At 67.1% G+C, this 25,073-nt stretch carries 25 protein-coding genes; 16 read left to right on the forward strand and 9 right to left on the reverse strand.

The features are described 5' to 3' along the window. Window positions 1–70 precede the first annotated feature (70 nt). The 4 genes from ACWEFV_RS01000 to ACWEFV_RS01015 all read left to right on the forward strand — a co-directional run bounded on the left by ACWEFV_RS01000 (window position 71) and on the right by ACWEFV_RS01015 (window position 5,981). Window positions 71–2,569: a [protein-PII] uridylyltransferase gene (locus ACWEFV_RS01000; protein WP_450068751.1), complete on the forward strand. Its 2,499-nt coding sequence runs from the start codon at window positions 71–73 to the stop codon at window positions 2,567–2,569. A 270-nt stretch (window positions 2,570–2,839) separates the two neighbouring features. After that, on the forward strand, window positions 2,840–3,349 hold the full coding sequence (locus ACWEFV_RS01005; protein ID WP_450068752.1) for a hypothetical protein: 510 nt from the start codon (window positions 2,840–2,842) through the stop codon (window positions 3,347–3,349). Between the two features lie 9 nt (window positions 3,350–3,358). Continuing rightward, entirely contained in the window at window positions 3,359–4,912 is a 1,554-nt protein-coding gene (ffh, locus tag ACWEFV_RS01010) for a signal recognition particle protein (protein WP_450068753.1), read from the forward strand. Between the two features lie 4 nt (window positions 4,913–4,916). Beyond that, window positions 4,917–5,981 (forward strand): metal-dependent hydrolase family protein, encoded by a 1,065-nt coding sequence (locus ACWEFV_RS01015; RefSeq protein ID WP_450068754.1) that lies wholly within the window; start codon window positions 4,917–4,919, stop codon window positions 5,979–5,981. Window positions 5,982–6,059: 78 nt separating this feature from the next. On the opposite strand, the gene ACWEFV_RS01020 is transcribed toward ACWEFV_RS01015, so the two are convergent. The 3 genes from ACWEFV_RS01020 to ACWEFV_RS01030 form a co-directional block, all read right to left on the reverse strand. Next, a complete protein-coding gene (locus ACWEFV_RS01020) occupies window positions 6,060–7,565 on the reverse strand; it encodes a diflavin oxidoreductase (RefSeq protein ID WP_450069248.1) in 1,506 nt (501 codons plus the stop codon). A gap of 149 nt (window positions 7,566–7,714) precedes the next feature. Further along, window positions 7,715–8,542 (reverse strand): D-alanyl-D-alanine carboxypeptidase, encoded by an 828-nt coding sequence (locus ACWEFV_RS01025; RefSeq protein ID WP_450068755.1) that lies wholly within the window; start codon window positions 8,540–8,542, stop codon window positions 7,715–7,717. Between the two features lie 78 nt (window positions 8,543–8,620). Then, window positions 8,621–9,523 carry a D-alanyl-D-alanine carboxypeptidase family protein gene (locus ACWEFV_RS01030; protein WP_450068756.1) on the reverse strand — a complete coding sequence of 301 codons (903 nt, stop codon included), beginning with the start codon at window positions 9,521–9,523 and terminating at the stop codon, window positions 8,621–8,623. Window positions 9,524–9,564: 41 nt separating this feature from the next. Here ACWEFV_RS01030 and ACWEFV_RS01035 point away from each other — a divergent pair, with 41 nt between their 5' ends. The 5 genes from ACWEFV_RS01035 to trmD all read left to right on the forward strand — a co-directional run bounded on the left by ACWEFV_RS01035 (window position 9,565) and on the right by trmD (window position 12,145). Further along, window positions 9,565–9,984, forward strand: coding sequence for a nuclear transport factor 2 family protein (locus tag ACWEFV_RS01035; RefSeq protein WP_450068757.1), 420 nt, complete (start codon window positions 9,565–9,567; stop codon window positions 9,982–9,984). Between the two features lie 195 nt (window positions 9,985–10,179). After that, a complete protein-coding gene (gene rpsP, locus ACWEFV_RS01040; protein ID WP_135453621.1) occupies window positions 10,180–10,659 on the forward strand; it encodes a 30S ribosomal protein S16 in 480 nt (159 codons plus the stop codon). 8 nt (window positions 10,660–10,667) lie between these two features. After that, the gene (locus ACWEFV_RS01045) at window positions 10,668–10,910 is read left to right on the forward strand and encodes an RNA-binding protein (protein WP_003881089.1); all 243 of its coding nucleotides are present in this window, start codon (window positions 10,668–10,670) and stop codon (window positions 10,908–10,910) included. 10 nt (window positions 10,911–10,920) lie between these two features. Further along, window positions 10,921–11,448, forward strand: coding sequence for a ribosome maturation factor RimM (gene rimM / locus ACWEFV_RS01050; RefSeq protein WP_135453622.1), 528 nt, complete (start codon window positions 10,921–10,923; stop codon window positions 11,446–11,448). Between the two features lie 13 nt (window positions 11,449–11,461). Then, a complete protein-coding gene (gene trmD, locus ACWEFV_RS01055) occupies window positions 11,462–12,145 on the forward strand; it encodes a tRNA (guanosine(37)-N1)-methyltransferase TrmD (RefSeq protein WP_135453623.1) in 684 nt (227 codons plus the stop codon). Here the strand turns inward: trmD and ACWEFV_RS01060 are convergent. After that, window positions 12,142–13,098, reverse strand: coding sequence for a hypothetical protein (locus ACWEFV_RS01060; RefSeq protein ID WP_450068758.1), 957 nt, complete (start codon window positions 13,096–13,098; stop codon window positions 12,142–12,144). The genes trmD and ACWEFV_RS01060 overlap by 4 nt on opposite strands. Window positions 13,099–13,423: 325 nt before the next feature. Between ACWEFV_RS01060 and rplS the strand changes: the two genes are divergently transcribed. The 5 genes from rplS (at window position 13,424) to ACWEFV_RS01085 (ending at window position 17,078) form a co-directional block, all read left to right on the forward strand. Next, window positions 13,424–13,765 (forward strand): 50S ribosomal protein L19, encoded by a 342-nt coding sequence (gene rplS, locus ACWEFV_RS01065; RefSeq protein WP_029111328.1) that lies wholly within the window; start codon window positions 13,424–13,426, stop codon window positions 13,763–13,765. A 67-nt stretch (window positions 13,766–13,832) separates the two neighbouring features. Then, window positions 13,833–14,693 carry a signal peptidase I gene (gene lepB / locus ACWEFV_RS01070; RefSeq protein WP_450068759.1) on the forward strand — a complete coding sequence of 287 codons (861 nt, stop codon included), beginning with the start codon at window positions 13,833–13,835 and terminating at the stop codon, window positions 14,691–14,693. A gap of 22 nt (window positions 14,694–14,715) precedes the next feature. Continuing rightward, window positions 14,716–15,501: a ribonuclease HII gene (locus ACWEFV_RS01075; RefSeq protein ID WP_286175278.1), complete on the forward strand. Its 786-nt coding sequence runs from the start codon at window positions 14,716–14,718 to the stop codon at window positions 15,499–15,501. Further along, window positions 15,498–15,803, forward strand: a complete 306-nt coding sequence (locus ACWEFV_RS01080) for a DUF2469 domain-containing protein (RefSeq protein WP_003881082.1) — start codon at window positions 15,498–15,500, stop codon at window positions 15,801–15,803. Before ACWEFV_RS01075 ends, ACWEFV_RS01080 begins: the two co-directional genes overlap by 4 nt. A gap of 72 nt (window positions 15,804–15,875) precedes the next feature. Continuing rightward, the gene (locus ACWEFV_RS01085; RefSeq protein WP_135459962.1) at window positions 15,876–17,078 is read left to right on the forward strand and encodes an amidohydrolase; all 1,203 of its coding nucleotides are present in this window, start codon (window positions 15,876–15,878) and stop codon (window positions 17,076–17,078) included. On the opposite strand, the gene ACWEFV_RS01090 is transcribed toward ACWEFV_RS01085, so the two are convergent. The 4 genes from ACWEFV_RS01090 to ACWEFV_RS01105 are packed head-to-tail and all read right to left on the reverse strand — an operon-like array spanning window position 17,065 to window position 20,428. Next, window positions 17,065–17,769 carry a dienelactone hydrolase family protein gene (locus tag ACWEFV_RS01090; protein ID WP_450068760.1) on the reverse strand — a complete coding sequence of 235 codons (705 nt, stop codon included), beginning with the start codon at window positions 17,767–17,769 and terminating at the stop codon, window positions 17,065–17,067. The two genes, ACWEFV_RS01085 and ACWEFV_RS01090, sit on opposite strands and share 14 nt — an antisense overlap. A gap of 24 nt (window positions 17,770–17,793) precedes the next feature. Then, the gene (locus tag ACWEFV_RS01095) at window positions 17,794–19,248 is read right to left on the reverse strand and encodes a protein adenylyltransferase SelO (RefSeq protein WP_450068761.1); all 1,455 of its coding nucleotides are present in this window, start codon (window positions 19,246–19,248) and stop codon (window positions 17,794–17,796) included. 19 nt (window positions 19,249–19,267) lie between these two features. Continuing rightward, a complete protein-coding gene (locus ACWEFV_RS01100) occupies window positions 19,268–19,654 on the reverse strand; it encodes a DUF2237 family protein (protein ID WP_450068762.1) in 387 nt (128 codons plus the stop codon). 33 nt (window positions 19,655–19,687) lie between these two features. Next, window positions 19,688–20,428: an IclR family transcriptional regulator gene (locus ACWEFV_RS01105; protein WP_135453628.1), complete on the reverse strand. Its 741-nt coding sequence runs from the start codon at window positions 20,426–20,428 to the stop codon at window positions 19,688–19,690. Between the two features lie 135 nt (window positions 20,429–20,563). On the opposite strand from ACWEFV_RS01105, the gene ACWEFV_RS01110 reads away from it, so the two are divergent. Together ACWEFV_RS01110 and ACWEFV_RS01115 are read left to right on the forward strand one after the other, a co-directional pair. Beyond that, window positions 20,564–21,916: an SLC13 family permease gene (locus ACWEFV_RS01110; protein WP_450068763.1), complete on the forward strand. Its 1,353-nt coding sequence runs from the start codon at window positions 20,564–20,566 to the stop codon at window positions 21,914–21,916. A 36-nt stretch (window positions 21,917–21,952) separates the two neighbouring features. Continuing rightward, entirely contained in the window at window positions 21,953–23,365 is a 1,413-nt protein-coding gene (locus tag ACWEFV_RS01115; protein WP_450068764.1) for an acyl-CoA synthetase, read from the forward strand. A 5-nt stretch (window positions 23,366–23,370) separates the two neighbouring features. Here ACWEFV_RS01115 and ACWEFV_RS01120 read toward each other — a convergent pair whose 3' ends face one another. Then, window positions 23,371–24,975: a PucR family transcriptional regulator gene (locus ACWEFV_RS01120; protein ID WP_450068765.1), complete on the reverse strand. Its 1,605-nt coding sequence runs from the start codon at window positions 24,973–24,975 to the stop codon at window positions 23,371–23,373. Between the last annotated feature and the right edge of the window lie 98 nt (window positions 24,976–25,073).

Below are 25,073 nucleotides of genomic sequence, written 5' to 3' on the forward strand. Positions count from 1 at the left end.
AGCGAGACGTCTTCTCCCCGGCCAGCAATCGCGTGAGCACTACCCGGTGATCGGCCGGGGAGGAGTCGAAATGACAGAGAACAGCCCAGAATCCGCCGGGGCCTCTCCTCGGGAGGCTCCGGCGGCGCCGTCACGGCCCGCCAGCGATCTGGCCGCGGCCACCCAACAGTTGCTCTCCGGGGGATCGCGTCAGCTCGATGCTGCCGCACTGCGGAACGCATTGCTCGATCTGCACGAATTCTGGCTCGTCACAAAGGCTACCGAGATCGGGATCACGGCCACCAGCGGATTTTCGATCGTCGCCACAGGTGGTCTGGGCCGCGGCGAGATGCTGCCGTATTCCGACCTCGATCTCACGTTGCTGCATGACAACATGCCCGCCGAACTCGTCTCCGAGGTCGCAGAGAAACTCTGGTATCCCTTGTGGGACGCCAATATTCGTATCGATCACAGTGTGCGTACCGTGCCCGAAGCGCTCAAGGTGGCCGGTGAGGACATCGCGGTGGGTCTGGCGATGCTCGACGCGCGTCATATCGCCGGCGATGCCGACCTGTCGGCGCTCCTGGTCGGCGGGGGGCGTCGGCAATGGCGGATCGGAATCGCCTCGCGGTTCGACGAACTCGTCGAGCATGCGCAGGCGCGATGGGAGCGCAGCGGCCAGATCGCGCACCGTGCCGAACCGGACCTGAAGTCGGGACGGGGTGGCCTGCGGGACGTTCAACTGCTCAACGCGCTCGCGATCGCGCAACTGGCCGACGTGTATCCGAGTCGGGCGCTGGCCTCGCCGACCGGAACCCTGGGCGATGCGCACCTGGCGCTGCTGAACGTCCGGACCGAGCTGCACCGGGTCTCCGGTCGGGGCCGGGAACTGCTGTTGGCCCAGCATGCAGACGAGATCGGTGCGGCCTTGCGGATCGGGGACCGATTCGACCTGGCCCGCACGCTCTCTGATGCCGCGCGCACGGTCAGCTACTACGTCGATTCCGGGATTCGTACCGCCGCCAACGCCCTGCCGCGGCGCGGCTTTGCCGCTCTGCGCCGTCCCGTGCGCCGCCCGCTCGACGAAGGCGTGATCGAGTACGCCGGCGAGGTGATCCTGGCCCGCGATGCCCGGCCGGAACGTGATCCGGGCCTGATCCTGCGGGTCGCGGCCGCGTCGGCCAGTACCGGGCTACCGATGGCGGTGTCCACGTTGAGCAGACTGGCCGAAACCGCACCGGAACTGCGTACCCCGTGGCCGCATGAGGCGCTCAAGGACCTACTGGTATTGCTCGCGTCCGGACCTGCGGCGGTCGCCACCATCGAGGCTCTGGACCGTACCGGCCTGTGGGGCCGACTGTTCCCGGAGTGGGGTGCGGTGCGAGACCTGCCTCCGCGGGATGTGGTGCACACCTGGACAGTCGACCGCCACCTCGTTGAAACCGTCTCGCGGGCAGGTGCTTTCACCACGCGGGTGTCACGTCCGGATCTGCTGCTGCTGGGCGCGCTGTGCCACGACATAGGCAAGGGCCGCGGCGGTGACCACAGCGTGATCGGTGCAGAGCTGGCGACGCAGATCGGCACACGGCTGGGTCTGTGGCCGTCCGACATCGAGGTGCTGTCGAAGATCGTCCGCTACCACCTGCTGCTCCCCAACACCGCGACGCGACGAGATCTGCAGGACCCCAAGACCATTGACGCGGTGGCCGACGCTCTCGGCGGGGACATGGTGCTGCTGGAGCTGCTCGACGTCCTCGCCGAGGCCGATTCACTGGCCACGGGGCCGGGGGTGTGGGGAGATTGGAAGGCATCGCTGATCGGTGACCTGGTCAGGCGGTGCCGGCTGGTGATGGCGGGCGAACCGCTGCCGCAGCCCGATCCCATCGAGCCGCGGTTCATGGAACTGGCGGCGGACGCGGGTATCCATGTCGAACTCACGCCGGGCGACGGCCCGCACATCTACAACGTGACGATGATCGCCCCGGACCGGCGCGGCCTGCTGTCCAAGGCGGCCGGCGTACTGGCGTTGAATACCCTGCGGGTCCATTCGGCATCGGTCAACAGCCACGAGGGCTCGGCGATCAACACGTTCGCGGTGTCCCCGCACTTCGGTGCGCCACCAGCTGCCGAACTGCTGCGTCAGCAGTTCATCCTGGCGCTTGAGGGCGAACTGGACGTGATCGGTGCGCTGGAGCGGCGCGACCAGGAGGCTGCCCAGCATCCGACCACCCGGGCCGGCGAGATCCTGGCCTCGGTGCCTGCCAACCACGTGCCCGCCCCGCCGCGCATCCTGTGGTCGCCCGGCACCGCGCCAGAAGACCTGATCGTCCAGATCCGCACGATCGACCGGGCCGGCCTGTTGGCGCGGCTGACCGCGGTGTTCGAGCGGGACGGCGTGGATATCTCCTGGGCGAAGGTGACCACGCTGGGCTCCTCGGTGGTCGACGTGTTCTGCATCACCGCACCGGCGCTGGCCGCCGACGAGGCGAGACGGGCCGCGTTCCGCGAGGAACTGGAGCGCGACATGTTCGCGATCCTGCCCGCGCCGCCGCCGGCCAAGCCGGCCAAACCAGCTGAGCACGCCAGCTGATCCACCTCGATAGGTCATGATTGCCCGCGTGACGAATTACGGGGGTACGGAGACGGGTTCGGCGCGCCACCTCAGTACGGATACGGTGCTCCGCCTCAGTTCGGATATGGCGCGCCCGGACCGATCCCGACTTCACCACCGACGGCGGAGCGGATCCCTCCCGGCGGGCAGATCCTCATCAGCGCTCTGCTGATACTTCCGACGATCGCGATCTTCTACGCCGGCTCGCGGTCGTTCCGGAGAGCCTGGCTCGATGGATGGTCGGCGGATGTGGCGTCGTTGGTATTGGCAACCGTCCTCGCGCTGTACTACGTGGTCGTCGTCGTCAGCTGGGCCCGACGAGGCCGCCGGCGTGCTGTGCTGGCAATCGTCCTGGTCGCGGCTCTGGTCGACTTGGCGCTAGCGGGGGTGGACTTCTATCTCTACCGGCTTTCGCTCGTTCCGGACTCACACGGTCTTCCTCGGGCTCCGATCACCCTGCCGGCGTGGGTACTGGTCACTGTCCCGGTGCTGGTCCTGGTGGGCTATGTCGCTGCCTGGGGGATGGCACGCAGGCGCAACGGCATCTGGGTAGCCGGATTGATCGCGGCTGTGGCGTGCGGTGCTGTCGTGCAGTGGATTCAGCGGTCGCTGCCGATCGATGTCATCGTCAACGATTCCTGGTGGATCAAGTCATGGGCCCTTCACGTGGGTGCATTCGTGCTGTCTTGCCTGATCTGCTGGGCGCTGGACGCGACAGGCAGCAGGTCGCGGCCGCAGCCACAAATCCCGGGCCGCTAGGCTTACCACGTGTTTGAGAGCCTGTCTGACCGGTTGACCGGAGCCCTGCAGGGCCTGCGCGGCAAGGGTCGGTTGACCGACGCCGATATCGACGCCACGGCGCGCGAGATCCGGTTGGCCCTGCTGGAGGCCGACGTCTCGTTGCCGGTGGTGCGTGCCTTCGTCGCGCGCATCAAGGATCGCGCCAAGGGTGCCGAGGTGTCGGCTGCGCTGAATCCCGCGCAGCAGGTGGTCAAGATCGTCAACGAGGAGCTCATCGGCATCCTCGGCGGCGAGACGCGTCAGCTGAACTTCGCCAAGAACCCGCCGACGGTGATCATGCTGGCCGGCCTGCAAGGCGCCGGTAAGACCACGCTGGCCGGCAAGCTGGCGAAATGGCTTAAGGGACTGGGTCATACCCCGTTGCTGGTGGCCTGTGACCTGCAGCGTCCCGGTGCGGTCAACCAGCTGCAGATCGTCGCCGAGCGCGCGGGGGTGGCTTCCTTCGCCCCGCACCCGGGCACCTCGCCCGACGGCCTGGAGATCGGTGGCCACGGCGATCCGGTGGCGGTCGCGTCAGCCGGTATGGCCGAGGCCCGGGCCAAGCACTTCGACGTCGTCATCGTCGATACCGCGGGCCGGCTGGGCATCGACGACGAGCTGATGGGCCAGGCCGCGGCCATCCGGGACGCCGTGCAGCCCGACGAGACCCTGTTCGTGCTCGACGCCATGATCGGTCAGGACGCCGTCGCCACCGCCGAGGCATTCCGCGAGGGCGTCGGCTTCACCGGCGTCGTGCTGACCAAGCTCGACGGCGACGCCCGCGGTGGTGCGGCCCTTTCGGTCCGCGAGATCACCGGCGTGCCGATCCTGTTCGCCTCCGCGGGGGAGAAGCTCGAAGACTTCGACGTCTTCCACCCCGACCGGATGGCCAGCCGCATCCTGGGGATGGGCGACGTGCTCACCCTCATCGAGCAGGCCGAGCAGGTCTTCGACCAGCAGAAAGCCGAGGAGGCCGCCGCCAAGATCGGCTCCGGTGAACTGACGCTGGAGGACTTCCTCGAGCAGATGCTGGCGATCCGCAAGATGGGTCCGATCGGCAACCTGCTGGGCATGCTGCCCGGGGCGGGCCAGATGAAGGACGCGCTGGCCGCGGTCGACGACAAGCAGCTGGATCGGGTGCAGGCCATCATCCGTGGCATGACCCCGGCTGAGCGGGCCGATCCGAAGATCATCAACGCCTCGCGTCGGCTGCGCATCGCCAACGGATCCGGTGTGACCGTATCGGAGGTCAATTCTCTGGTCGACCGGTTCTTCGACGCGCGCAAGATGATGTCGTCGATGGCCGGCCAGATGGGGATGCCGTTCGGCCGCAAGAATTCGCCACGCAAGGCTGCCAAGGGCAAGAACAAGCAGGCCGGCAAGAAGAAGGGGCGTGGACCGACCCCACCGCGGAACCCGATGGGTGCCGGGATGCCGGCCGGCTTCCCGGACCTGTCCAACATGCCCAAGGGACTGGACGAGTTGCCGCCCGGTCTGGCCGATTTCGACCTGTCGAAGCTGAAGTTCCCCGGCCAGAAGTAGTTCGGTGCACGCGCTCCACGTCCGGGGACGCGGTCTGCCCGACGGTGAACCCGTCGAGTGGTGGGTGGACCGGGGCGTGCTGTCAGCGGAGCCGATTGTCAACGCCGACACCGTGTTTGACGGCGGCTGGATCATCCCCGGCCTGGTCGACGCGCACTGTCATGTGGGGCTGGGGCCCGGTGGCGCGGTGTCACTGGACGAGTCGGTGGCACAGGCCGAGACCGAACGCGATGCCGGCGCACTGTTGTTGCGGGATGCCGGTTCACCGGTGGACACCCGGAGCTTCGACGAGCGCGACGACTTGCCGCGCATCATCCGGGCCGGCCGGCATATCGCCCGGCCCAAGCGTTACGGGCACGGAATCGCCTTCGATGTCGAGGACGAGTCGCAGCTGCCCGACGCGGTGGCCCAGCAGGCCCGCTGGGGCGACGGCTGGGTGAAGCTGGTCGGCGACTGGATCGACCGGGGGATCGGCGACCTGGCCCCGCTGTGGTCTGACGACATTCTCAAGGCTGCGATCGACGCGGCCCACGCCGAGGGTGCCCGGGTCACCGCGCACGTGTTCGGCGAGGATGCCCTGCCCGGGCTCATCAAGGCCGGCATCGACTGCATCGAGCACGGCACCGGGATCACCGACGACACCATCGAATTGATGCTCGACCACGGCACCGCGCTGGTACCGACCTTGATCAACATCGAGAACTTTCCCGGTATCGCCGACAGCGCCGGCAAGTACCCGGCGTACGCCAAGCACATGCGCGATCTCTACGCGTCCTGCCGGAGCCGGGTCGGCGCGGCCCACGAGGCGGGCGTGCCGATCTTCGCGGGCACCGACGCCGGCGGGATGATCGCCCACGGCCGCATCGCCGACGAGATCGAGGCGCTCAAGGGCATCGGGATGAGTCCCACCGCCGCGTTGGGGGCGGCCAGCTGGGATGCCCGGGCCTGGCTCGGCCGGCCAGTGCTGGAGCACGGGGCGTCAGCGGACCTGGTCTGCTATACCGAGGATCCACGTCACGGTGGGGTCAGCCACCCGGATCTGGTGATCCTGCGCGGCCGGGTGTACTGACCGGCCGCGGCCCCGGTGATTTGTGCACCTGCCGTAACGCCCACCGTTACCTGAGGTGCACACATCGCGCGGAGAGCCCTAGTAGACGTCCCGCAGGTAGCGGTGGGTCTTGATCAGGTCGTTGACATAGGCGTGCGCGGCGCCGGCGTCCATACCGCCGCTCTCGGCGACGATCTCGTGCAGAGTGGCGTCGACGTCCTTGGCCATGCGGTCGGCGTCACCGCACACATAGAGGTGGGCACCGTCTTGCAACCAGGCGAACAGCTCGGCTGCGTTCTCCCGCATACGTTGCTGCACATACACTTTCGTGTCCTGATCGCGGGAGAATGCCACATCGAGCCGGGTCAGTATGCCGGACTCGACGAATCCCGTCAGCTCCTCACCGTAGAGGAAGTCGGTGGCCCGGCGCCGGTCCCCGAAGAACAGCCAGCACCGGCCCGATGCGGCGGCGGCCTGCCGCTCCTGCAGGAAGGCGCGGAACGGTGCGATACCGGTGCCCGGCCCGATCATGATGATCGGCACCTCGGCGGCAGGCAGCCGGAAATGATGGTTGGGGCGCAGGTGTACCCGAACGGTCTGGGTGCGCTCGGCCAGGTAGGTCGACGCCACGCCCCCGTGTCGGCGGTCGCCTGCGGGGTAGCGCACCGTGGCCACGGTCAGGTGCACGCGATCGGGGTGCACCAGGGGGCTTGAGGCGATCGAGTAGTCGCGGAACTGCAACGGGCGCAACGTATCGACGACCTCATCGACGGTGAGGTCGGCGCGCCTGATGAGATCGAGGACATCCTCGCCGTAGGCGGCGGGGCCCGCCAACTCCTGCAGTGCGCGTGAGGGTGTGCGGATCTCGAGCTGCTCGGTGAGCAGAACCCCCAATGTCTCATCGGTTCCGGCGACGCGGTGCTCGGGGCCCACTTTGAGTTCGGTCAGGATCGCCGCGACCAGATCAGGATCATTGACTGCGTGGACGGCCAGCGAATCGCCGGCCTGGTAGGCGATCCCGGAACCGGTGAGGTCGAGCTCGTAGTGGCGAACCTCCTTGTCGGATTCCGTCGAGGTGAGCAGTCGATTGACCGTCAGGGGTGCCGCGAAGGGGTGGTTGCGCTCCTGGCCGCGGTGCGGGGGATCGGCCGGGGGGTTTTCGGCGACGGTGATGGCTGTGGTGCCGGGTCCGGTCTGGGCGGCGGTGAGCTGCTTGACGAGGTCGGTGGTCCAGGCAGCGGCGGGTTCTTCGTAGTACCCGTCGACGTCGACCCGGTCGGTCAGTCGGGTTGCGCCGAGCTCTTCCAGCCGCGCGTCGAGGAGTTTCCCTGCGTTGCAGAACAATTCGTAGGACGTGTCTCCGAGGGCGAGCACTGCGAAACTCATGTGCTCCAGCCGCTCGGCCGAGGCGCTGATCGCCTCCCAGAACAACGTGGCCGTGTCAGGGAACTCGCCGTCGCCGAAGGTCGACGTCACCACGATGAAATGCGTTGTGGTCGTGAGATGGCCGAGTTCAACCTGGTTGAGTTCGACGGCCTCGGCGGGGATTCCGGCGGCCGTGGTGGCTTCGGCGAACGACATGGCAGCGTCCTCGGCGTTGCCCATGTCGGTGCCATAGGCGACCACCAACGAGAACTCACGGTCGGACACATCGGCTCCCCTCATCGCGCGCGGGCACACCACGCGAATTTAGGGTTACCTTAGTTTGGTGTGAGTCCCGGTGGGGCCCTACCTTTTACCGCCGGCGTCCGCGGTCAGTGCGAGAAGCCGTAGTCGAACAAGTCGGTCGCCTGGCCGTACAGATCGCCGGTGCCGTACATCTGGACCACGACCAGACGTCGGTTACCGCGTTGGGCTGCACCGACATACGTTTTGCGGGCGAGATCGGTGTACCCGGTCTTGCCGGCGATGTCGCCGGGGTAGCGCGCCAGTAGCTCGTTCTGGTTGGTCAGGGTCTTACCCGGGAACTGGGCCGACGGTTGGCGCATGATCTGTGCGATCAGCGGGTAGTTCAGCGCCGCCCGCAGGATCACCGCGAGGTCGTGCGGGGTGGTGACGGTTTCCCAGCCGGGGCCGTCGAGGCCCGACGGCGAGGAGGCCCGGGTGTTGCGGGCGCCGACGCTGGCCGCCTTGCGCGTCATCGCCGCCACCGTTGCGGGCTGACCGCCGAGCATGTCGGCGAGCATGTTCGCCGCATCGTTGCCCGACACCATGAGCAGCGCCTCGAGCAGTTGGCGGGTGGTGTACGGCTGGCCCGGTTTGAGGCCCACGCATGAGCATTCGACCTTGGTGTGCGACTCGTTGGCCCGCGCGAAGTTATCGGGCCGAAGGTGGTCGAGCACGACCATCGCCAACAGCGGCTTGATGGTGCTGGCCGGGGCGTACGAGCCGTTGGGATCTTTGGACGCCAGGACCTGGCCGGTGTCCATATCGGCGACCAGCCAGGCCTTGGCCGGTCCTTCGGGAATCTGGGCGCCTGCCGGCTGAACACTCGGCTGCGCGGTGACCGGCGGGGCCCAGACGGTGGCAGCGGTCATCGCCGTACCGAGGGCGAGCACCGCCATCACGAACAGTCTTCGCACGAGCGCCGACGCTACGCAGCGTTGGACTCGGTGCGCGCACGGTCAGGTTTCCTTCAGATATCGGACCGGTACGCAGCGCTACAGCGACCCGATGCTGGCCGAATGGTCCTGAGCGAAACCCCAGTCCAGCAGTGTCGAGGCCTGATCCCAATAGGTGGGGCCCCCCTCCTTGACCAGCCCGTACATCATCGCGACCACCAAACGCCGGCCGTCGCGCTGAGCGGCGCCGACGAAGGTCTTCCGGGCGATGTCGGTGAAGCCCGTCTTGCCGCCGATGGCGCCGGGGTAGCGCTGCAGCAGTTCGTCCTGGTTGACCAGGACCCGATCGCCGGTCTTGGTCGGGAACGTGGTCGAGGGCATTGCGGTGATCTGCGCGAAGACCGGGTTGGCCATCGCCCCGCGGAAGATGGTCGCCATGTCGTGCGGCGTCGACCAGAACGGCATGCCCGGCCCGTCCAGACCCGACGGCGTGACCACATTGGTGCTGTTCGCCCCCAGTGCCGCCGCCTTGGCGTTCATCTTGGTCACGGCCGCTTCGGGGCCGCCGACCATTCGCGCCAGGGTGGTGGCGGCGTCATTGCCCGATGCCAGCAGTGCCGCTTCCAGCAATTGGCGCGCCGTGTAGGTCTGTCCAGGCGCGACGCCGGCGCAGTTGCACTCGACCCGGGTATCGGCGTCGTCGGCGACGATCGTGGAGTCCAGCGGCACCTCATCGAGCACCACCTGGGCCAGCAGCGTCTTGATCGTGCTCGCCGGCGCGTAACGGGCGTTCTCGTTGCGGGCGGCCAGCACCTGGCCGGTGTCGAGATCGGCGACCACCCAGCCTTGCGCGGGACCGTCCGGGATGGGTGCGGATCCGACCTGCTGCACTTCGATATCGGCTCTGGCCGTGGGCGCGGCGCCGATCACGGACGAGAGCGGGATCAGCGCGGCGGCAATTGCGACCGTCGCTCCAACAGAGAACCTGACGAACCTCCCCATGGCGGGCCAGCCTAGTCGCCTTGATCGTGTTGAATCGAGACATGTTGAGCCTGGCCGAGATTTCGGATCGCTTGGAGATCCAGCAGTTGTTGATTGACTACTCCACGGCGATAGACCGTCGACTGTTCGATGACCTCGATGCGGTGTTCACTTCTGATGCCTACATCGACTACCGGGCAATGGGCGGTATCGACGGCCAGTTTCCGGAGGTCAAGGCGTGGTTGGCCGAGGTGCTGCCGAACTTCCCGGCCTACGCGCACATGCTCGGCAACTTCGATGTGCGCATCGACGGGGACAAAGCCTCGTCCCGCACCATCTGCTTCAACCCGATGGTGCTGCCGGGGTTGGAGCAACAGGTGTTGTTCTGCGGGCTCTGGTACGAGGACGAGTTCGTCCGGACTGCCGACGGCTGGCGGATGAGTCGCCGCGTCGAGACCAAGTGTTTCGACAAGGTGGTTTGAGTCGCCTCCGGCGACGTGTCGTCTGAACCGGCGCGATTTTGGCCAATACTGCCTGCTCTGGCACAATTGGCGGCTGTCTGCCGCGCGACTCGTTCAATGCGCTGTGCGGCGGTCACACACGTAAGGCAAAACCGGATCGGGCAATTCCGCCCGCATCGCCGAATTGCAGCGTGACATAGAGGAGAAGTCTCAAACATGGCTGTCAAGATCAAGCTCACCCGGCTTGGCAAGATCCGCAACCCCCAGTACCGCATCGCTGTCGCCGACGCGCGCACCCGCCGCGAAGGCCGCGCCATCGAGGTCATCGGCCGCTACCACCCCAAGGAAGAGCCGAGCCTGATCGAGATCGATTCGGAGCGCGCGCAGTACTGGCTGGGTGTCGGCGCCCAGCCCACCGAGCCGGTGCTGGCCCTGCTGAAGATCACCGGTGACTGGCAGAAGTTCAAGGGCCTGCCGGGTGCCGAGGGCACGCTGAAGGTCAAGGAGCCCAAGCCGTCCAAGCTCGAGCTGTTCAACGCGGCACTGGCCGAGGCGGAGAGCGGCACCGGTGCTGCGGCCGTCACGCCCAAGAAGAAGAAGGCCCCTAAGAAGGATCAGCAGGACGAGGCCACCGGCGCCGAGGCTGAGGCACCTGCCGCCGAGGCCGCTGCCGGCGAAGCCGCAAGCGAGAGCTGAGTAACGCAGTGAGTTCTGTCGTGGTCGACGCCGTCGAGCACCTGGTCCGCGGCATCGTGGACAATCCCGACGACGTACGCGTCGACATGGTCACCAGCCGCCGTGGGCGGACCGTCGAGGTGCACGTGCACCCCGATGACCTGGGTAAGGTCATCGGCCGCGGTGGCCGCACCGCCACTGCACTGCGGACCCTGGTCGCAGGCATCGGTGGGCGCGGTATCCGCGTCGACGTGGTGGACACCGACCAGTAGCGTCGGATCCATGGACCTGGTTGTCGGGCGGGTTGTCAAAGCTCACGGCATTTCCGGTGAGGTTGTCGTCGAGGTCCGTACCGACGACCCCGACGCGCGGTTCATCCCTGGCGTGGCCCTTCGGGGCCGCGCCAAGGGAGGTGCCGAGCGTACTTTCTCAGTCGAGTCCGTGCGTGATCACGCCGGTCGGCTGCTGATTCGTCTGGCCGGTGTCGCCGATCGCAATGCGGCCGACGAGCTGCGTGGCACGGTGTTCATCGTCGACACCGCCGATCTGCCCGCGATCGACGATCCCGACGAGTTCTATGACCACGAACTCGAAGGCCTGCGGGTCGTCACGGCTGACGGCACCGCGGTGGGTGCGGTGCGCGAGGTACTGCACACCGCGGCCGGCGAGCTGCTGGCGGTCAAGGCCGATGCTGACGGCCGCGAAGTGTTGATTCCGTTCGTCAGTGCCATCGTCATCTCGGTATCCCGGGAAACCGGAACCGTCGTCATCGATCCTCCAGACGGTCTGCTGAACCTGGACCTGGTCTAGAAGGTGCGCAACTGTGCGTATTGATGTCGTCACGATTTTCCCGGCCTACCTCGATCCCATCCGGCAGTCGTTGCCGGGCAAGGCGATCGACGCCGGAATCCTCAGCGTGGCCGTACATGACCTGCGGAACTGGACCCACGATGTGCACAGGTCGGTGGATGACTCACCGTACGGCGGGGGTCCTGGAATGGTCATGAAAGCGCCGGTGTGGGGTGAGGCGCTCGACGAAATTTGTTCCGAGGAGACACTTCTGGTCGTACCGACCCCGGCGGGGCGTCCGTTCACCCAAGCTGTCGCCGAACGCTGGAGTACGGAATCTCACCTGGTGTTCGCCTGCGGACGATACGAGGGGATCGACCAGCGGGTGGCCGACGACGCGGCGCGCCGGATGCGGGTCGAAGAGGTTTCCATCGGCGACTACGTCCTCAACGGCGGCGAGTCGGCGGCCTTGGTGATGATCGAGGCGGTGGTCCGGCTGATGCCCGACGTGTTGGGCAATCCCGCATCCCACCAACAGGATTCGCATTCCGACGGCCTGCTTGAGGGGCCGAGCTACACCCGGCCGCAGACCTGGCGTGAGCTCGACGTGCCCGATGTACTGCTGTCGGGGGACCACGCCAAGGTGGCGGCGTGGCGCCATGAGCAGTCGCTGCAACGCACCCGCGAGCGCCGGCCGGATTTGCTCGAGGAGTCCTAGATCCGCCCGCCGGGGAACATTGTCTTCACGGCGTCGGTGATGGTGTCGCGCGCGGTGGCGGCGTCCGTAGGCTGCAGTGAGCCGATCACCATGATGAAGCGGCGGTCGGGGCCGATCACGCCGGTCGACAGGTGCATCCAATCCGAACCGATGCAACACATCCAGCCCTGCTTGACCGCGACCGGCTCGGCGTAAAGGCCTTCGGGGATGCCGAATCGCTGGGGGTAGACCCCGCCCGGTTGCATGCCGTCGATGGCGTTCGGAGTGGACTGAGCCAGGTTGGACAGGATGACATTGGCCTGTTCTGCGGGAAGACCGCCGCTGCCGTTCATCAACATGTCGTAGTAGCGCACCAGATCAGCCGCGGTGCTGATGGTGTTCCACCACCGCCCGTCGTTCGGCGGCCGGGTCGATTCCAGGCCGTAGCGGGCGGTCACCCGGTTGACGATCGCGCTTCCGCCACTGCGGTTCCAGAAGACCTCGGCGGCGCTGTCGTCGGAGGATCTCAGCATCACGTCGAGGTTTTCGCGGTCCTCGGGGCTGAGGACGGTCTGTCCCTTGGCTTCCTGCAGAAGCAGATCATCGGCGATGAACAACTTGGCCACCGACGCGATGGCGATGGTGGTCTCATTTCCGTTGGACACCAGCTGGCCGGTGTTGCGGTCGAGCACCAGCAGGGTGATCTCGGCGCCGGCGTCCGCGGCGGTGTCGGTGGCCAGTTGCGCGCGGTCCGCGAGCCCCATGAATGCGGCGGTGGGTTCGCCGGGCGGCGCCTCGGGCAGCGGAGCCATGCTGCCCTGCGGGACGACGACGGTCAGCTGCGGCGCGCCGGCGGGGGCCGGGGGAGTCCCATAGACCCGGGCCTCGCAGCCGACCGTTACGACAGCCATCGCGACCACTGCCGTCACGCCGGCTGCGCTCGCCATCCTCAGCTTCGACGGCCGCCGTCGCATGGTCCTCCTTGAACCGTCAACAAAATCCGATGGGCTCTGCAGGACCGGCACATCGGTGGGTGAAGCCTAACCGTTCGCCTCGTGGCTCGCGTGCGTAGTCGTGCTCGAAGTATGCTGCCGGAGTCGGTGCTGATGGGGGGCTGCGACTCGCCGGATTTCACGGTATGGGCACCCATCTGGCACAATTGAGCAGTTGTCTGCGCAGGACTGGGCCGGCTTGTCCGCGTTCCGCTGCGAGATACACCCCGATACACCCGAAAATAGCTTCGGCTGCGCGCCATGTGCACGCTCGTCCGGAGCCGCGAACAACAAGGAAGTGTCACCGATGAACACGCTGGACTTCGTCGATCAGGCGTCGCTGCGCGACGACATCCCGACCTTCAGCCCCGGCGACACCGTCAACGTGCATGTGAAGGTGATCGAGGGCTCGAAGGAGCGCATCCAGGTCTTCAAGGGTGTCGTGATCCGTCGCCAGGGCGGCGGTATCCGCGAGACCTTCACCGTGCGGAAGGAGAGCTACGGCGTCGGCGTCGAGCGGACCTTCCCGGTGCATTCGCCCAACATCGATCACCTCGATGTCGTGACCCGCGGTGACGTGCGTCGCGCCAAGCTCTACTACCTGCGCGAACTGCGTGGCAAGAAGGCGAAGATCAAGGAAAAGCGCTGAGCGCGCTGCTCCGCCTGACGAAGCTCTCGTCGCGGGACCGGTCACGACGCTCGCTACTGTGGTGCCTGTGACCGGACCCACCGACTCTGCCGATGCGCGCGCGGGGGACGACCTCGAAACCGACTCGGATCCAGATTCCGTTTCAGATTCGGCGGAGTCCGCTGCCGGCGAAACGCCGGACGAGTCACCCAAGCCCAAGCATTCCACGGCGCGCGAGGTTGCCATTCTGGCCACCATCGCCTTGGTGCTTTATTACGTCACGCTGACGTTCATCGCGCGGCCCTATCTGATTCCTTCGGAATCCATGGAGCCGACGCTGCACGGCTGCGCCGGCTGCGTGGGTGACCGCATCATGGTCGACAAGGTCACCTACCGGTTCTCGAAGCCGGAGCCCGGTGATGTGGTGGTCTTCAAGGGGCCGCCGTCGTGGAACATCGGCTACAAGTCGATCCGTTCGGACAACACCGCCATCCGCTGGGTGCAGAATGCCCTCTCGTTTGTGGGGTTTGTGCCGCCGGACGAGAACGACCTGGTCAAGCGGGTGATCGCGGTCGGCGGTCAGACAGTGCAGTGCCGTGCCGACACCGGGCTGACAGTCGACGGCAAACGGCTGAACGAGCCCTACCTGGATCCGGCCACCATGATGGCCGACCCGAGCATCTATCCGTGTCTGGGCAATGAGTTCGGTCCGGTCACCGTCCCGCCTGATCGGCTGTGGGTGATGGGTGACAATCGGACCCACTCGGCCGACTCACGGGTGCACTGCAGCAATTTGCCCGCCGACGCACGGGAAGGTCTGTTGTGCACGGGCGATCCGATGGCCGGCACCGTTCCGGTGGAGAATGTAATCGGAAAGGCACGGTTCATCGCCTGGCCGCCATCGCGCTGGGGCGGTATCACTGGCGGGGACCCGCAGACCGACTCCTAGGAGCTGCCCTGTGCCTCCAGCGGTGAAAGCGTCGTGGCCGCCTCGGACGGTGATCCGGCGGTCATCCGGTCTGCGCACCCTGGAATCCGCGTTGTATCGCAACGGTCTCGGCCCGGTCGCCGGAGTGGACGAGGTGGGCCGCGGGGCCTGCGCGGGACCGTTGGTTGTGGCGGCCTGCGTACTGGGTCCCAACCGGATGGACAGCCTGGCCTCTCTCGACGATTCCAAGAAGCTGGGTGAGCGGGAGCGGGAGCGGTTGTTTCCCCTGATCCGCCGGTATGCGCTGGCGTATCACGTGGTGTTCATCCCGTCGGATGAGGTGGACCGCCTCGGTGTTCACGTGGCCAATATCGAGGGCATGCGGCGTGCCGTGGCGGGGTTGTCGCTGCGGCCCGGGTACGTGCTGTCCGACGGGTTCCGGGTTCCGGGACTGGCGGTGCCTTCCTTACCGGTGATCGGGGGAGACGCCGCGGCCGCCTGCATCGCCGCGGCCAGCGTGCTGGCCAAGGTCAGCCGGGATCGGTTGATGGTCGAGATGGAGCAGCACCATCCCGGCTACGGGTTCGCCGAGCACAAGGGGTACAGCACTGCGGCGCACTCCGCGGCGTTGACGGAGTTGGGGCCGTGTGCGGAGCACCGCTACTCGTATGTGAACGTGCGGCGGGCCGCAGAGATCACCGGCGTGCGGCGGGCCGCCGAGATGGCGGACGTGCGGCGGGATATGGCACCAATGCGGCATGCTGAAGCGGCGTACGCAAAGATGGTCGACAGGGCATCAGCACAACCAGAAGGACAGCACACCAGATGAGCGCCGAGGATCTCGAGAAGTATGAAACCGAGATGGAGCTCTCGCTTTACCGCGAATACAAGGACATCGTCGGGCAGTTCAGCTACGTCGTCGAGACGGAGCGCCGCTTCTACCTGGCCAACAGTGTGGAGCTGATTCCGCGTAACTCCGAGGGCGAAGTCTATTTCGAATTGAGGCTCGCCGACGCCTGGGTGTGGGACATGTACCGCCCGGCCCGGTTCGTCAAACAGGTGCGGGTCATCACGTTCAAGGACGTGAACATCGAAGAGGTCGAAAAGCCCGAGTTGCGGTTGCCGGAGTAACAGCGGTCAGGGGGCGAGGCGATGGCGACGGTCGGTACCGGACCCGACGATGTTCGTCGCCGCGCCGAGGCCGTGCTGGCGCACCTGCCTGAGGTGCGCGCATGGCAGGAGCCGCTCTACCGGGACCTGCATCAGCATCCCGAACTCTCGCATCAGGAACGGCGTACCGCGGGTGTCGTGGCTGCGCGCCTGCGGGAGTCTGGCTTGGCCGTCCATGAAGGTGTCGGGGGAACCGGTGTGGTCGGGGTGCTGGGTAACGGCGACGGTCCCCGGGTGCTGTTGCGTGCGGACATGGATGCGCTGCCGGTGACCGAGGCGACGGGTCTGCCGTATGCGAGTGACGAGCCCGGCGTGATGCATGCCTGTGGCCATGACGTGCACGTCACGTGTCTACTGGGCGCGGCCGAATTGTTCGCCCGGGCGACGGATCACTGGCGCGGCACCATGATTGCGGTTTTCCAGCCGGCCGAGGAGGTCGGCGACGGGGCGCGCGGGATGGCCGATGACGGCCTGGCCGATCTCGTCGGCCCGGTCGATGTGGCGTTGGCCCAGCACGTGTTTCCGGCCCCGGCCGGGCAGCTGCGTACCCGCAGCGGTCCGGTGTTGTCTGCGGCCGACAGCCTGCGCATCACGGTCTACGGCCGTGGTGGGCACGGTTCGATGCCCCAGACCACGGTGGATCCGGTGGTGCTGGCGTCGATGATCGTCATCCGCTTGCAGACGATCGTGTCCCGCGAGGTCGATCCGAGCCAGACCGTCGTGCTGACCGTCGGCAGCATTCAGTCGGGGATCAAGAGCAACGTCATCGGCGACCATGCGGTGCTCGAACTCAACCTGCGCACCTTCGACGAATCGGTGCGCACCGCGGTACTCGCGGCGATCCGGCGCGTGGTCATCGCCGAGTGCCGGGCATCCGACTCGCCCCGCGAGCCCGAAATCGAGTTGTACGAGAGTTTTCCGCTGACCGTCAACGACGGTGCGGTGACGGCGCGCGTCGAGGCCGCGTTCGGCGAGTACTTCGGCGACCGGGTGCAGTCCATGCCGGCCGGGTCGGCCAGTGAGGACTTCGGTGACATCCCGGCTGCCCTCGGCGCGCCCTACACCTATTGGGGCTTCGGCGGCGTCGACGAGCAGGCCTTCCGTGCGGCGGTGGCCGCTGATCGTGTGGGCGCCGACATTCCGATGAACCATTCACCCCGGTTCGCCCCGGTGCTCCAGCCGACGTTGGACACCGGAACAGAGGCGCTGGTAGTGGCCGGGCTCAGTTGGCTTTAGCGGTCAGGTGCTCGTCGAAGAACGCGAACACCCGCGACCAGGCGTCGGCGGTGGCGGCCTCGTTGTAGCCGAAGCCGGCGATGCGCAGAAAGGCCTGCCCGGGCAGTTGATTGGCGAAGCTGTGCCCGGCTTCGGGGTAGACCTTGATGTCGGCCGGGATGTTCTTGTCGCCGACGATGCGCTGCAACCGGTCTGCGGCACCGATGCCCATCGGGTCGCGGCGGCCGAAGCTGGCCACCACCGGGCACGAGGCGTCCAACGTCTGGTCGAGCCGCTTGGGCAGCGGGGTCCCATAGAACGGCGCTGAGGCGCCAAATCCTTTGGGGCCCATGATCAGCGCGAACTGGCCGCCCATGCAGAACCCCGCGATGCCGATGATCCCGTTGCATTGCGGGTGCGCGCGCAGATGGTCGCGGGCGGCCAGGATGTCGTCGAGCGCCCGGCCGCGCTGGGTCAGCAGTTCACGGAACACCCGGGTGATGCAGCGGGCCCGGCCGCCACGGGAGTAGAGATTCGGCGTGAGCGCGAGATAGCCGGCGCCCGCAACGCGTTCCGAGATCGCCTCGTTGTCCGGTCCATAGCCGATCGCGTCATGGATGATCACCACCCCGGGCCGCGGTCCTTCGCCGCCGGGGAGGCTGAGCAGAGCGTCGATCGGGCCGGCCGGGGTGTCCATCGTGATCGTCGTCACCCGACCCACGGTAGCGCCTGGTCCTCAGGTTCCGCAGAACGTGCGGTAGGCGCCGAAGTCGGCAGGCGCCGGAGCGGCATACCGTTCGAGCCCGGGGCGGTCGTCGTAAGGCGCCGCGAGGGCGGTCATGAGGTGCTCGACGGGTTCCATGTCGCCGTTCATCGCCGCGTTCAGGGCTTCCTCGACGAGGTGATTGCGCGGGATGTAGACGGGATTGACCCGGTCCATCGCGGCGGTGTCGGGGCCAAGGGCGCGCCACCGCGCCAGCCATTCGTCGAATCCGGCGGCGATCGTGCCTTCTCCGCGCGCGGCACGGCCGAGGTCACGAAAGAACGACGTGTAGTCAGTTCGGTTCTGTTGCAACAGCACAATCAGGTCGTCGATCAGGGTGCGTGCCACCTCGCCGTCGACATCGGCGGACAGTCCGAGCTTGGCGCGCATGCCGGCCGACCACGCCGCGTCGAATTGGGGGCCGAAGCCGTGCAGCGCTTGGGTGGCGATCTCGACGGCGTGCTCGCCGTCGTCGTCGAGCAGGGGGAGCAGGGTTTCGGCGAAACGGGCCAGGTTCCACGCGGCCACTGTCGGCTGGTTGCCGTAGGCGTACCGGCCGCCATGGTCGATCGAGCTGAATACCGTTGCGGGATCATAGGTTTCCATGAACGCGCACGGCCCGTAGTCGATGGTCTCGCCCGAGATGGTCATGTTGTCGGTGTTCATCACACCGTGCACGAACCCGACCAGCATCCACCGCGCCAGCAGTGAGGCCTGCGCCGAGATGACCGCCTCATACAGTGCCAGGTACGGGTTGGCGGCGTCGGCCGCTCCGGGATGGTGGCGGGCGATGGCGTGGTCGGCCAGCCGGCGCAGCAACCCGATGTCTCCGACGGCCTGCGCATGCGCGACGGCGTACTGGAAACTGCCGACCCGTAGATGGCTGCCGGCGATCCTGGCCAGCACCGCCCCGGGCACCAGGGTTTCGCGGCGGACGTCGCGACCGGTGGCGACGACGGCCAGTGCCCGCGTCGTGGGAATGCCCATGGCGTGCATGGCCTCGCTCACGATGTACTCGCGCAGCATCGGCCCTACGACGGCCAGGCCGTCGCCGCCGCGGGCGAAAGGTGTGCGTCCCGATCCTTTGAGATGCAGGTCACGGGGACGGTCATCGGCATCGACGAATTCGCCGAGCAGCAGCGCACGGCCATCGCCCAGGCGAGGGACGTACCCGCCGAACTGGTGCCCGGCGTAGGCCTGCGCGACCGGGGTGGCGCCGTCGGGCACGACGGTGCCCGACAGCAGGCCGAGCCCGTCGGGGCTGCGCAGCCAGGAGACGTCGAGGCCGAGTTCGTCCGCCAGTGGCTCGTTGAGCACGAGTAGTCGTAGAGCCGGGGCCGCCTCGGCCCGCCATGCGACCGCCATCTCGGGCAGGGCGCGGGCGAAGCGGTTGTCCAGAACAACGGTCGGCTCGGATGCGACGCTCACGCCTTGAGCCTACGGAGCCTCAGAGGCTGCCCAGGTCGTCGGGCACATCGACGGCGTACTGCTGAAGGACGTCGAGGGGCACGAGTTCGAGGGTGCGTTCATGGGTGGCCGCCAGCACCACCGGGGCTGCCTTGCCGTCATTGTGTGCGCGCAGCCAGTTGACGGCGGTGACACACCAGCGGTCCCCGGGCGTCAGGCCGGGAAACCGGTACTGCGGGGCCGGTGTCGACAGGTCGTTGCCGATGGACTGCTGGTGTTCGAGGAACTCGGCGGTCACCACCGCACAGATGGTGTGCCGGCCCGCATCGGCGTCGCCGGTCGAGCAGCACCCGTCGCGGTAGAAGCCGGTGAGCGGGTCGGTGCCGCACTCCGCCAGCGGGCCACCCAGCACGTTGCGATCAGCCATCTCGGTATCGCCTCTCCAGAGTTCTGCGCGAGTTCACAGTGCCGCGGAGATTCGGTGCGCGGTCTCGCGCACCGCACTTCCGAACCTGGCGAACTTGTCGGCCGTAATCCTGCTGCTGGGTCCCGATATCGAGACCGAGCCGATGGGTTCGCGCTGTGCGTTGACGATACTGGCGCCGAGTGCGGTGATGCCGGCGTTCAGGCCCTGCTCGTTCACCGAGTATCCCCGCGTCCGCACCAATTCGATGGTCTCGCGCAACCGGCCCGGATCGGTGATCGTGTGTTCGGTCTGCGGCGCGAGGTGGTGCGAAAGGTACTGCGCCACGTAATCGTCGGTGCTGGCAGCGAGAAACGCGATCCCGGTTGCTGAGGCGTGCAACGGAATTCGCGATCCCAACGGCATGAAGGCGCGCAGCGGATGTGGGGTGTCCAAGCGCTCGATGAGTACCAACTCCGGCCCGTCGGGTGCGGCCAGGTGAATGGTCTCAGTGGTATCGAGCTGCAGCTCGTTGAGGAACGGGAGCGCGGTTTCGCGCATCAGCTGATGATCGCCGGCCCGGCTGCCGACGGAAAACGCCCGGTACGTCAGGTTCCATCGGGTGGGTTGCGCGGAGGTCGGTCGTAGCCAGCCGATCTCGTGCAGCGTGAGCAAACACCTCTGCACCGTGCTCTTGGGCAGGCCGACCGCGCGCGTGAGCTCGGACAGACCTACGGGCTGCATTCTTGCGACCGTTTCCAACACCTGAAACGCGGACACCACGCTGTTCGTCGACACGCGCCCTCCTCGGCGATCCACATTGACCCGTGGCGCAGATGTGAGCTAGCTTACCCGCACCGGTTCATACAGTAGACCACTGTGCCACACAGTGGACCAATTGGGAAGCGGGTCCAACGTTTCGAAAGGCGAGGAATGACAATTCAGCTGCTGGCGCTGGCGATCTTTGTCGGCGTCTTCGCGGTTTCGGCATGGCGCAACGCCCACCTGGGCGTGTTGATGTTCGCCGCGGCATGCGGGGTGGGGCTCGGGTTGGCGGGCATGCCGATCGACGACATCGTCGACGGCTTCCCGATCGACATCCTGGTGCTGCTGGTCGGGGTGACGTACTTCTTCGGGATCGCCCACGTCAACGGCACCATCGACCGGATCATCGAGGTCACCCTGGCCAAGGTCGGGCATCGGACAGTGCTGCTGCCATTGGTGTTCTTCCTGCTGACCGCGGCAATCTCGGCGATGGGCTCCCCGCTGGGTGGGTTGGTGATGGCGCCGATCGGCATGATGGTGGCAGACAAGCGCGCGATCGATCCGATGCTGATGGCACTGTCGATCGGCACCGGCCTGAGCGCCGGGGCGTTCGCGCCCACCAGCCTGTTCGGCATCGTCACCTACGGCACCGCACATCAGGCCGGCATCGACCTCAACCCGTTCGTGCTGTTCTTCGTGGCGCTCATGGTCAACCTGGCGCTGCTGACGGCCGCGTACGTCCTGTTCGGCGGACTCAAGCTGCTGCGCCGAAATGTGGCCGCAGCTCCGGCGGTATCCCTGTCGGTGGATGACCGACTGGTCGCCGTCGGCGGCGGTGCGCGGGGTGTCCCGCTGGGCGCCGCGTCGAGCCCGGACCTGCCATCCGGTCCGGAACGAAACCCTTTCACCCGCAATCAGATCGCCACCGTGATGGCCATGGTCGGCTTGATCGGTGCGGTCATCGGAATGTCGCTGGCAGGCATGGATCCCGATATCGGCGTCTTGGCCTTCGCGCTCGGCGCGGTGCTCACCCTCACGGACCCGCGATCGGGAAACAAGGCGATTCCCCGTATCGACTGGTCGACAGTTCTGCTGGTGGGCGGCATCATCACGTTCGTCGGCGTGCTCGACAAGCTGGGGGCGGTCGATCTGCTCGGTGAGTTCGCCGGCCACATCGGTGTTCCGCTGCTGGCCGCACTGTTCATATGCCTTGTGGCAGGTCTTGTTTCGGCGTTCGCCTCGACCACCGGCATGCTGGCGGCTCTGGTTCCGCTCGCGTTGCCTCTGGTGGCCGCCGGCGGCATCCCCGGCTGGGCGTTGATGTGTGCGCTCGGTGTGTGCGCGTCGATCGTCGACGTCTCGCCTTTCTCCACGGTGGGCGCGACGCTGGTCGCCACCACCGTCGACGAAGCGCAACGACCCCGGATGACCAGGCTGCTGATGCGCTGGGGGTTGTCGATGGTGGTGATCGGCCCGGTTCTGCTCGTCGGGACCCTCGTCCTCCCGGGCACGGTGTTCTGAGTGTCAGCCACCAGCAATGAAAGGACCTGTCCGCCCATGCTTTTGACGTCTCTTGACCCTGCCGGGAGTGACTCAGTCGACACCGCCGCCGCGATCTCGGTCGGTGCCCGGAGTATGTCGCGGGCGCAGCTGTTCGATGCTGCCCGTGCGCTTGCCGGCGCATTGCCCGACGGGGGACCGGTCGCGGTGTGTGCCCAACCGACGCTGGAGACGGTCGTCGCTGTGGTCGGCTGCCTGTTGGCCGGCGTCCCGGTAGTGCCGATTCCACCCGACTCCGGCTCTGCTGAGCTGCTGCACATGCTCACCGACGCCCGCGTCACGTGCTGGGCGGGACCGCCGCATCGGGACTCGGAACTTCCCGTGATAGCGGCAACCGTCCAGGGCCGTGGGAGTGGCGAATTGCCAGACGCACCGTCACCCGACGCGGTCGCGATGATTCTGTACACGTCGGGGACCACCGGTGCACCCAAGGGGGTCAACCTCAGTCATCGGGCGTTGGCGGCCGGCATCGACGCCGTGGCCGACGCCTGGCAATGGACCCGCGACGACACGGTGGTGCACGGTCTGCCGTTGTTCCACCTGCACGGACTGATGCTCGGTGTGCTCGCCTCGCTGCGCATCGGCTCCCGGGTGGTCCATACCGTCAAACCGCGACCGGAGCGCTATGCCGCCGCGGCCGGCACGATGTACTTCGGCGTGCCCACGGTGTGGTCGCGCATTGCCGCCGACGAAGCATCGGCGCGGGCGCTACGTGGTGCCCGCCTGCTGGTATCGGGTAGCGCGCCGTTGGTGACCCCGGTTTTCCACCGCATCACCGAGCTGACCGGTTGCACGCCGATCGAGCGTTACGGGATGAGCGAGACCATGATCACCTTGTCCACCCGCGCGGACGGGGAACGCCGGCCCGGCTCGGTCGGTCAACCCGTCCTCGGCGTCGATACCCGGCTGCGCACCGAAGACGGTCAGGTTGTTCCCGACGACGGCAGCAGCATCGGACGGCTCCAGGTGCGCGGCCCGATGCTGTTCGACGGCTACCTCAACCGGCCCGAAGCCACCGCGGACGCCTGGACCGACGACGGCTGGTTCATCACCGGAGACGTCGCCACCCGCGACACGGACGGGTTCCACCGAATCGTCGGGCGGGAATCGGTGGATCTGATCAAGTCGGGCGGATACCGAATCGGCGCCGGCGAGGTCGAAACCGCACTGCTCGCCCATCCGTCGGTGCGTGAGGCAGCCGTTGTCGGGCGTGCTGACCCCGACTTGGGACAGCGGGTCGTGGCATACGTGGTGACCGATGACGGGAACCGGCCTCAGCTCGCCGACGGTCTCATCGAATTCGTGGCCCAGACCCTGTCGCAGCACAAGCGGCCGCGTGAAGTCGTCTTCGTCGGCGAGCTGCCCAGAAACGCCATGGGCAAGGTGCAGAAGAAGCTCCTGATCGACTGAGCGGATCAGGGTGTCGGCTGCGGACTGGCGCTGCCCTGCGCGTCGAGCACGAGTAGCGCTACGTGCAGTGAGGTCATCGATTCACCGTCATCGAGGTTGACGCCGAGGCGGCGTTCGATCGAGGCCAGCCGGTTGTAGAGCGCAGGACGGCTCATGTGCAGGCGTTTGGCCAGTGCGGACTTGTTGGCTGCCAGTTCCAGGTAACCCCGCAGCACCTCCATGTCGTCACTGCCCCGCTCGGCGTCGTGGATCAACAGGGCCTTGAGTTCGGTCTCGGCGAACATCTGGACCCGGGGATCATCGAGCAGCAGGGTGATCAGTCCACGCAGGCGGACGTCGGAGGCGCGTACGAACGGGCGTGGCAGGTCCGACATCGACGCCGCGACCTCGGCGACGTGGGTCGCCTCGCGCAGGCCGTGTACGGCATCGGCGAACGCACCGGCGTTGCCGCCGACGGCGATGATGACCTTGTCGGCGTCGCCGCCGCGGGCGACCGCCTCGCGCCAGCCCTCGGCCAGACGGCTGAGTGTGGCATCGGCGCTCACCCCACGTCGCGGGTTGAGAGCAAGCACCAGGCCGATCTCACCGTCGCGCCGGATGGAGCAGATCGCGCTGTGCCCTTGGGATTTCACGCCGTGGGTGACCGCGTCGAGGATGCGGAGGTTGCGGCGTTGGGTGCCGACGGGGTCGAGCCGGTCCGCCGGCGCGCCCACCCGGACGGTGGTCGGCAGGTAGGGCCCCGAGGCGCGCAGGCCGAGGCCCAGGGCGCGGGCGTCGGCCTCACGGTCGTCGGCGATCCGCCCGCCAAGGACGTCGTCGATCAACCCGCTCTGGGCCTGATGCTCGAGGCCGGTCCGTCCGCGTTCGGCCATCCGGTGCAGGGCCAGTGCCTGTGCGGCCCGTTCCAGGACCATCTTGGTCTTGGCCGGGGCGGCAGGGGCGTGCGGCACGATGAGCCGGCCCCACTCCTCGGTGCGAGGTCCGACGGCGGTGGTCGCCCAGGGTTCGGTCATCGCCCGGGATCTGCGCTGCCAGTCGGTGAGCACGGTGGTGGCCGGCTCATGGCGGGGGGAGATCGCCAGTACCTGGCGGGACAAGTCCTCCAACACCACCGATTCGTCGATCATCTCGGCCGTCGCCCGCACGATGTCCGCCATCGACGGGCGTTTCATGCTGAGCTCGGTGAACGTCTGGTGGGTGCGGTGGGCGAACTCGAGCTCCTCGTACTGGTCGGCGACGATGAGCCGGTGCACCGCCTCGGTCACCTCGACGAACTTGGTCTGCTGGTGCAGCACCACCAGCGCCAGGCCGAGGGTCTGTGCCATTTCGCCGACGCTGGTGGGCAGCGATTCGATACGGGTGCCCAGTTCGACGACGACGCCGACGACGCCGGCCCGCTGCATCCGTCGCAGGTAGTCGCGCGGCGCATCGCGCAGTGCCGCGCCGGTGGTCAGCACCAGCTCGCCGCCCTGCAGCAGCCCGGCCAGGTCGGGCATATCGCTCACGTGAACCCAGCGCACCGGGCGGTCCAGTTGTTGTGCGCTGAGGACCTCGGGCTCGCCGGCCTGCACCACCGGGAGTCCCACGATGTCGCGCACGGTTGGGATCATTTTACAAAGTGTAATGAACTAATCGGCCAGACTTACAAGATGATGGCTTCGACGGAGCCGATGGTGACCCAGAGTAATACCTGTACTTACCGCCACAG

This window comes from Mycobacterium sp. NPDC004974, assembly GCF_053600815.1.

Excerpts from the sequence above, each read along its gene's own strand:
- ACWEFV_RS01000 (WP_450068751.1), top strand. The coding sequence starts at position 71 with ATGACAGAGAACAGCCCAGAATCCGCCGGGGCCTCTCCTCGGGAGGCT.
- ACWEFV_RS01020 (WP_450069248.1), bottom strand. The coding sequence starts at position 7,565 with ATGGGCAACGCCGAGGACGCTGCCATGTCGTTCGCCGAAGCCACCACG.
- ACWEFV_RS01115 (WP_450068764.1), top strand. The coding sequence starts at position 21,953 with ATGCTTTTGACGTCTCTTGACCCTGCCGGGAGTGACTCAGTCGACACC.
- rpsP (WP_135453621.1), top strand. The coding sequence starts at position 10,180 with ATGGCTGTCAAGATCAAGCTCACCCGGCTTGGCAAGATCCGCAACCCC.
- ACWEFV_RS01100 (WP_450068762.1), bottom strand. The coding sequence starts at position 19,654 with ATGGCTGATCGCAACGTGCTGGGTGGCCCGCTGGCGGAGTGCGGCACC.
- ACWEFV_RS01030 (WP_450068756.1), bottom strand. The coding sequence starts at position 9,523 with ATGGGGAGGTTCGTCAGGTTCTCTGTTGGAGCGACGGTCGCAATTGCC.
- rimM (WP_135453622.1), top strand. The coding sequence starts at position 10,921 with ATGGACCTGGTTGTCGGGCGGGTTGTCAAAGCTCACGGCATTTCCGGT.
- ACWEFV_RS01120 (WP_450068765.1), bottom strand. The coding sequence starts at position 24,975 with ATGATCCCAACCGTGCGCGACATCGTGGGACTCCCGGTGGTGCAGGCC.
- ACWEFV_RS01080 (WP_003881082.1), top strand. The coding sequence starts at position 15,498 with ATGAGCGCCGAGGATCTCGAGAAGTATGAAACCGAGATGGAGCTCTCG.
- ACWEFV_RS01110 (WP_450068763.1), top strand. The coding sequence starts at position 20,564 with ATGACAATTCAGCTGCTGGCGCTGGCGATCTTTGTCGGCGTCTTCGCG.
- rplS (WP_029111328.1), top strand. The coding sequence starts at position 13,424 with ATGAACACGCTGGACTTCGTCGATCAGGCGTCGCTGCGCGACGACATC.
- ACWEFV_RS01060 (WP_450068758.1), bottom strand. The coding sequence starts at position 13,098 with ATGCGACGGCGGCCGTCGAAGCTGAGGATGGCGAGCGCAGCCGGCGTG.
- ACWEFV_RS01035 (WP_450068757.1), top strand. The coding sequence starts at position 9,565 with ATGTTGAGCCTGGCCGAGATTTCGGATCGCTTGGAGATCCAGCAGTTG.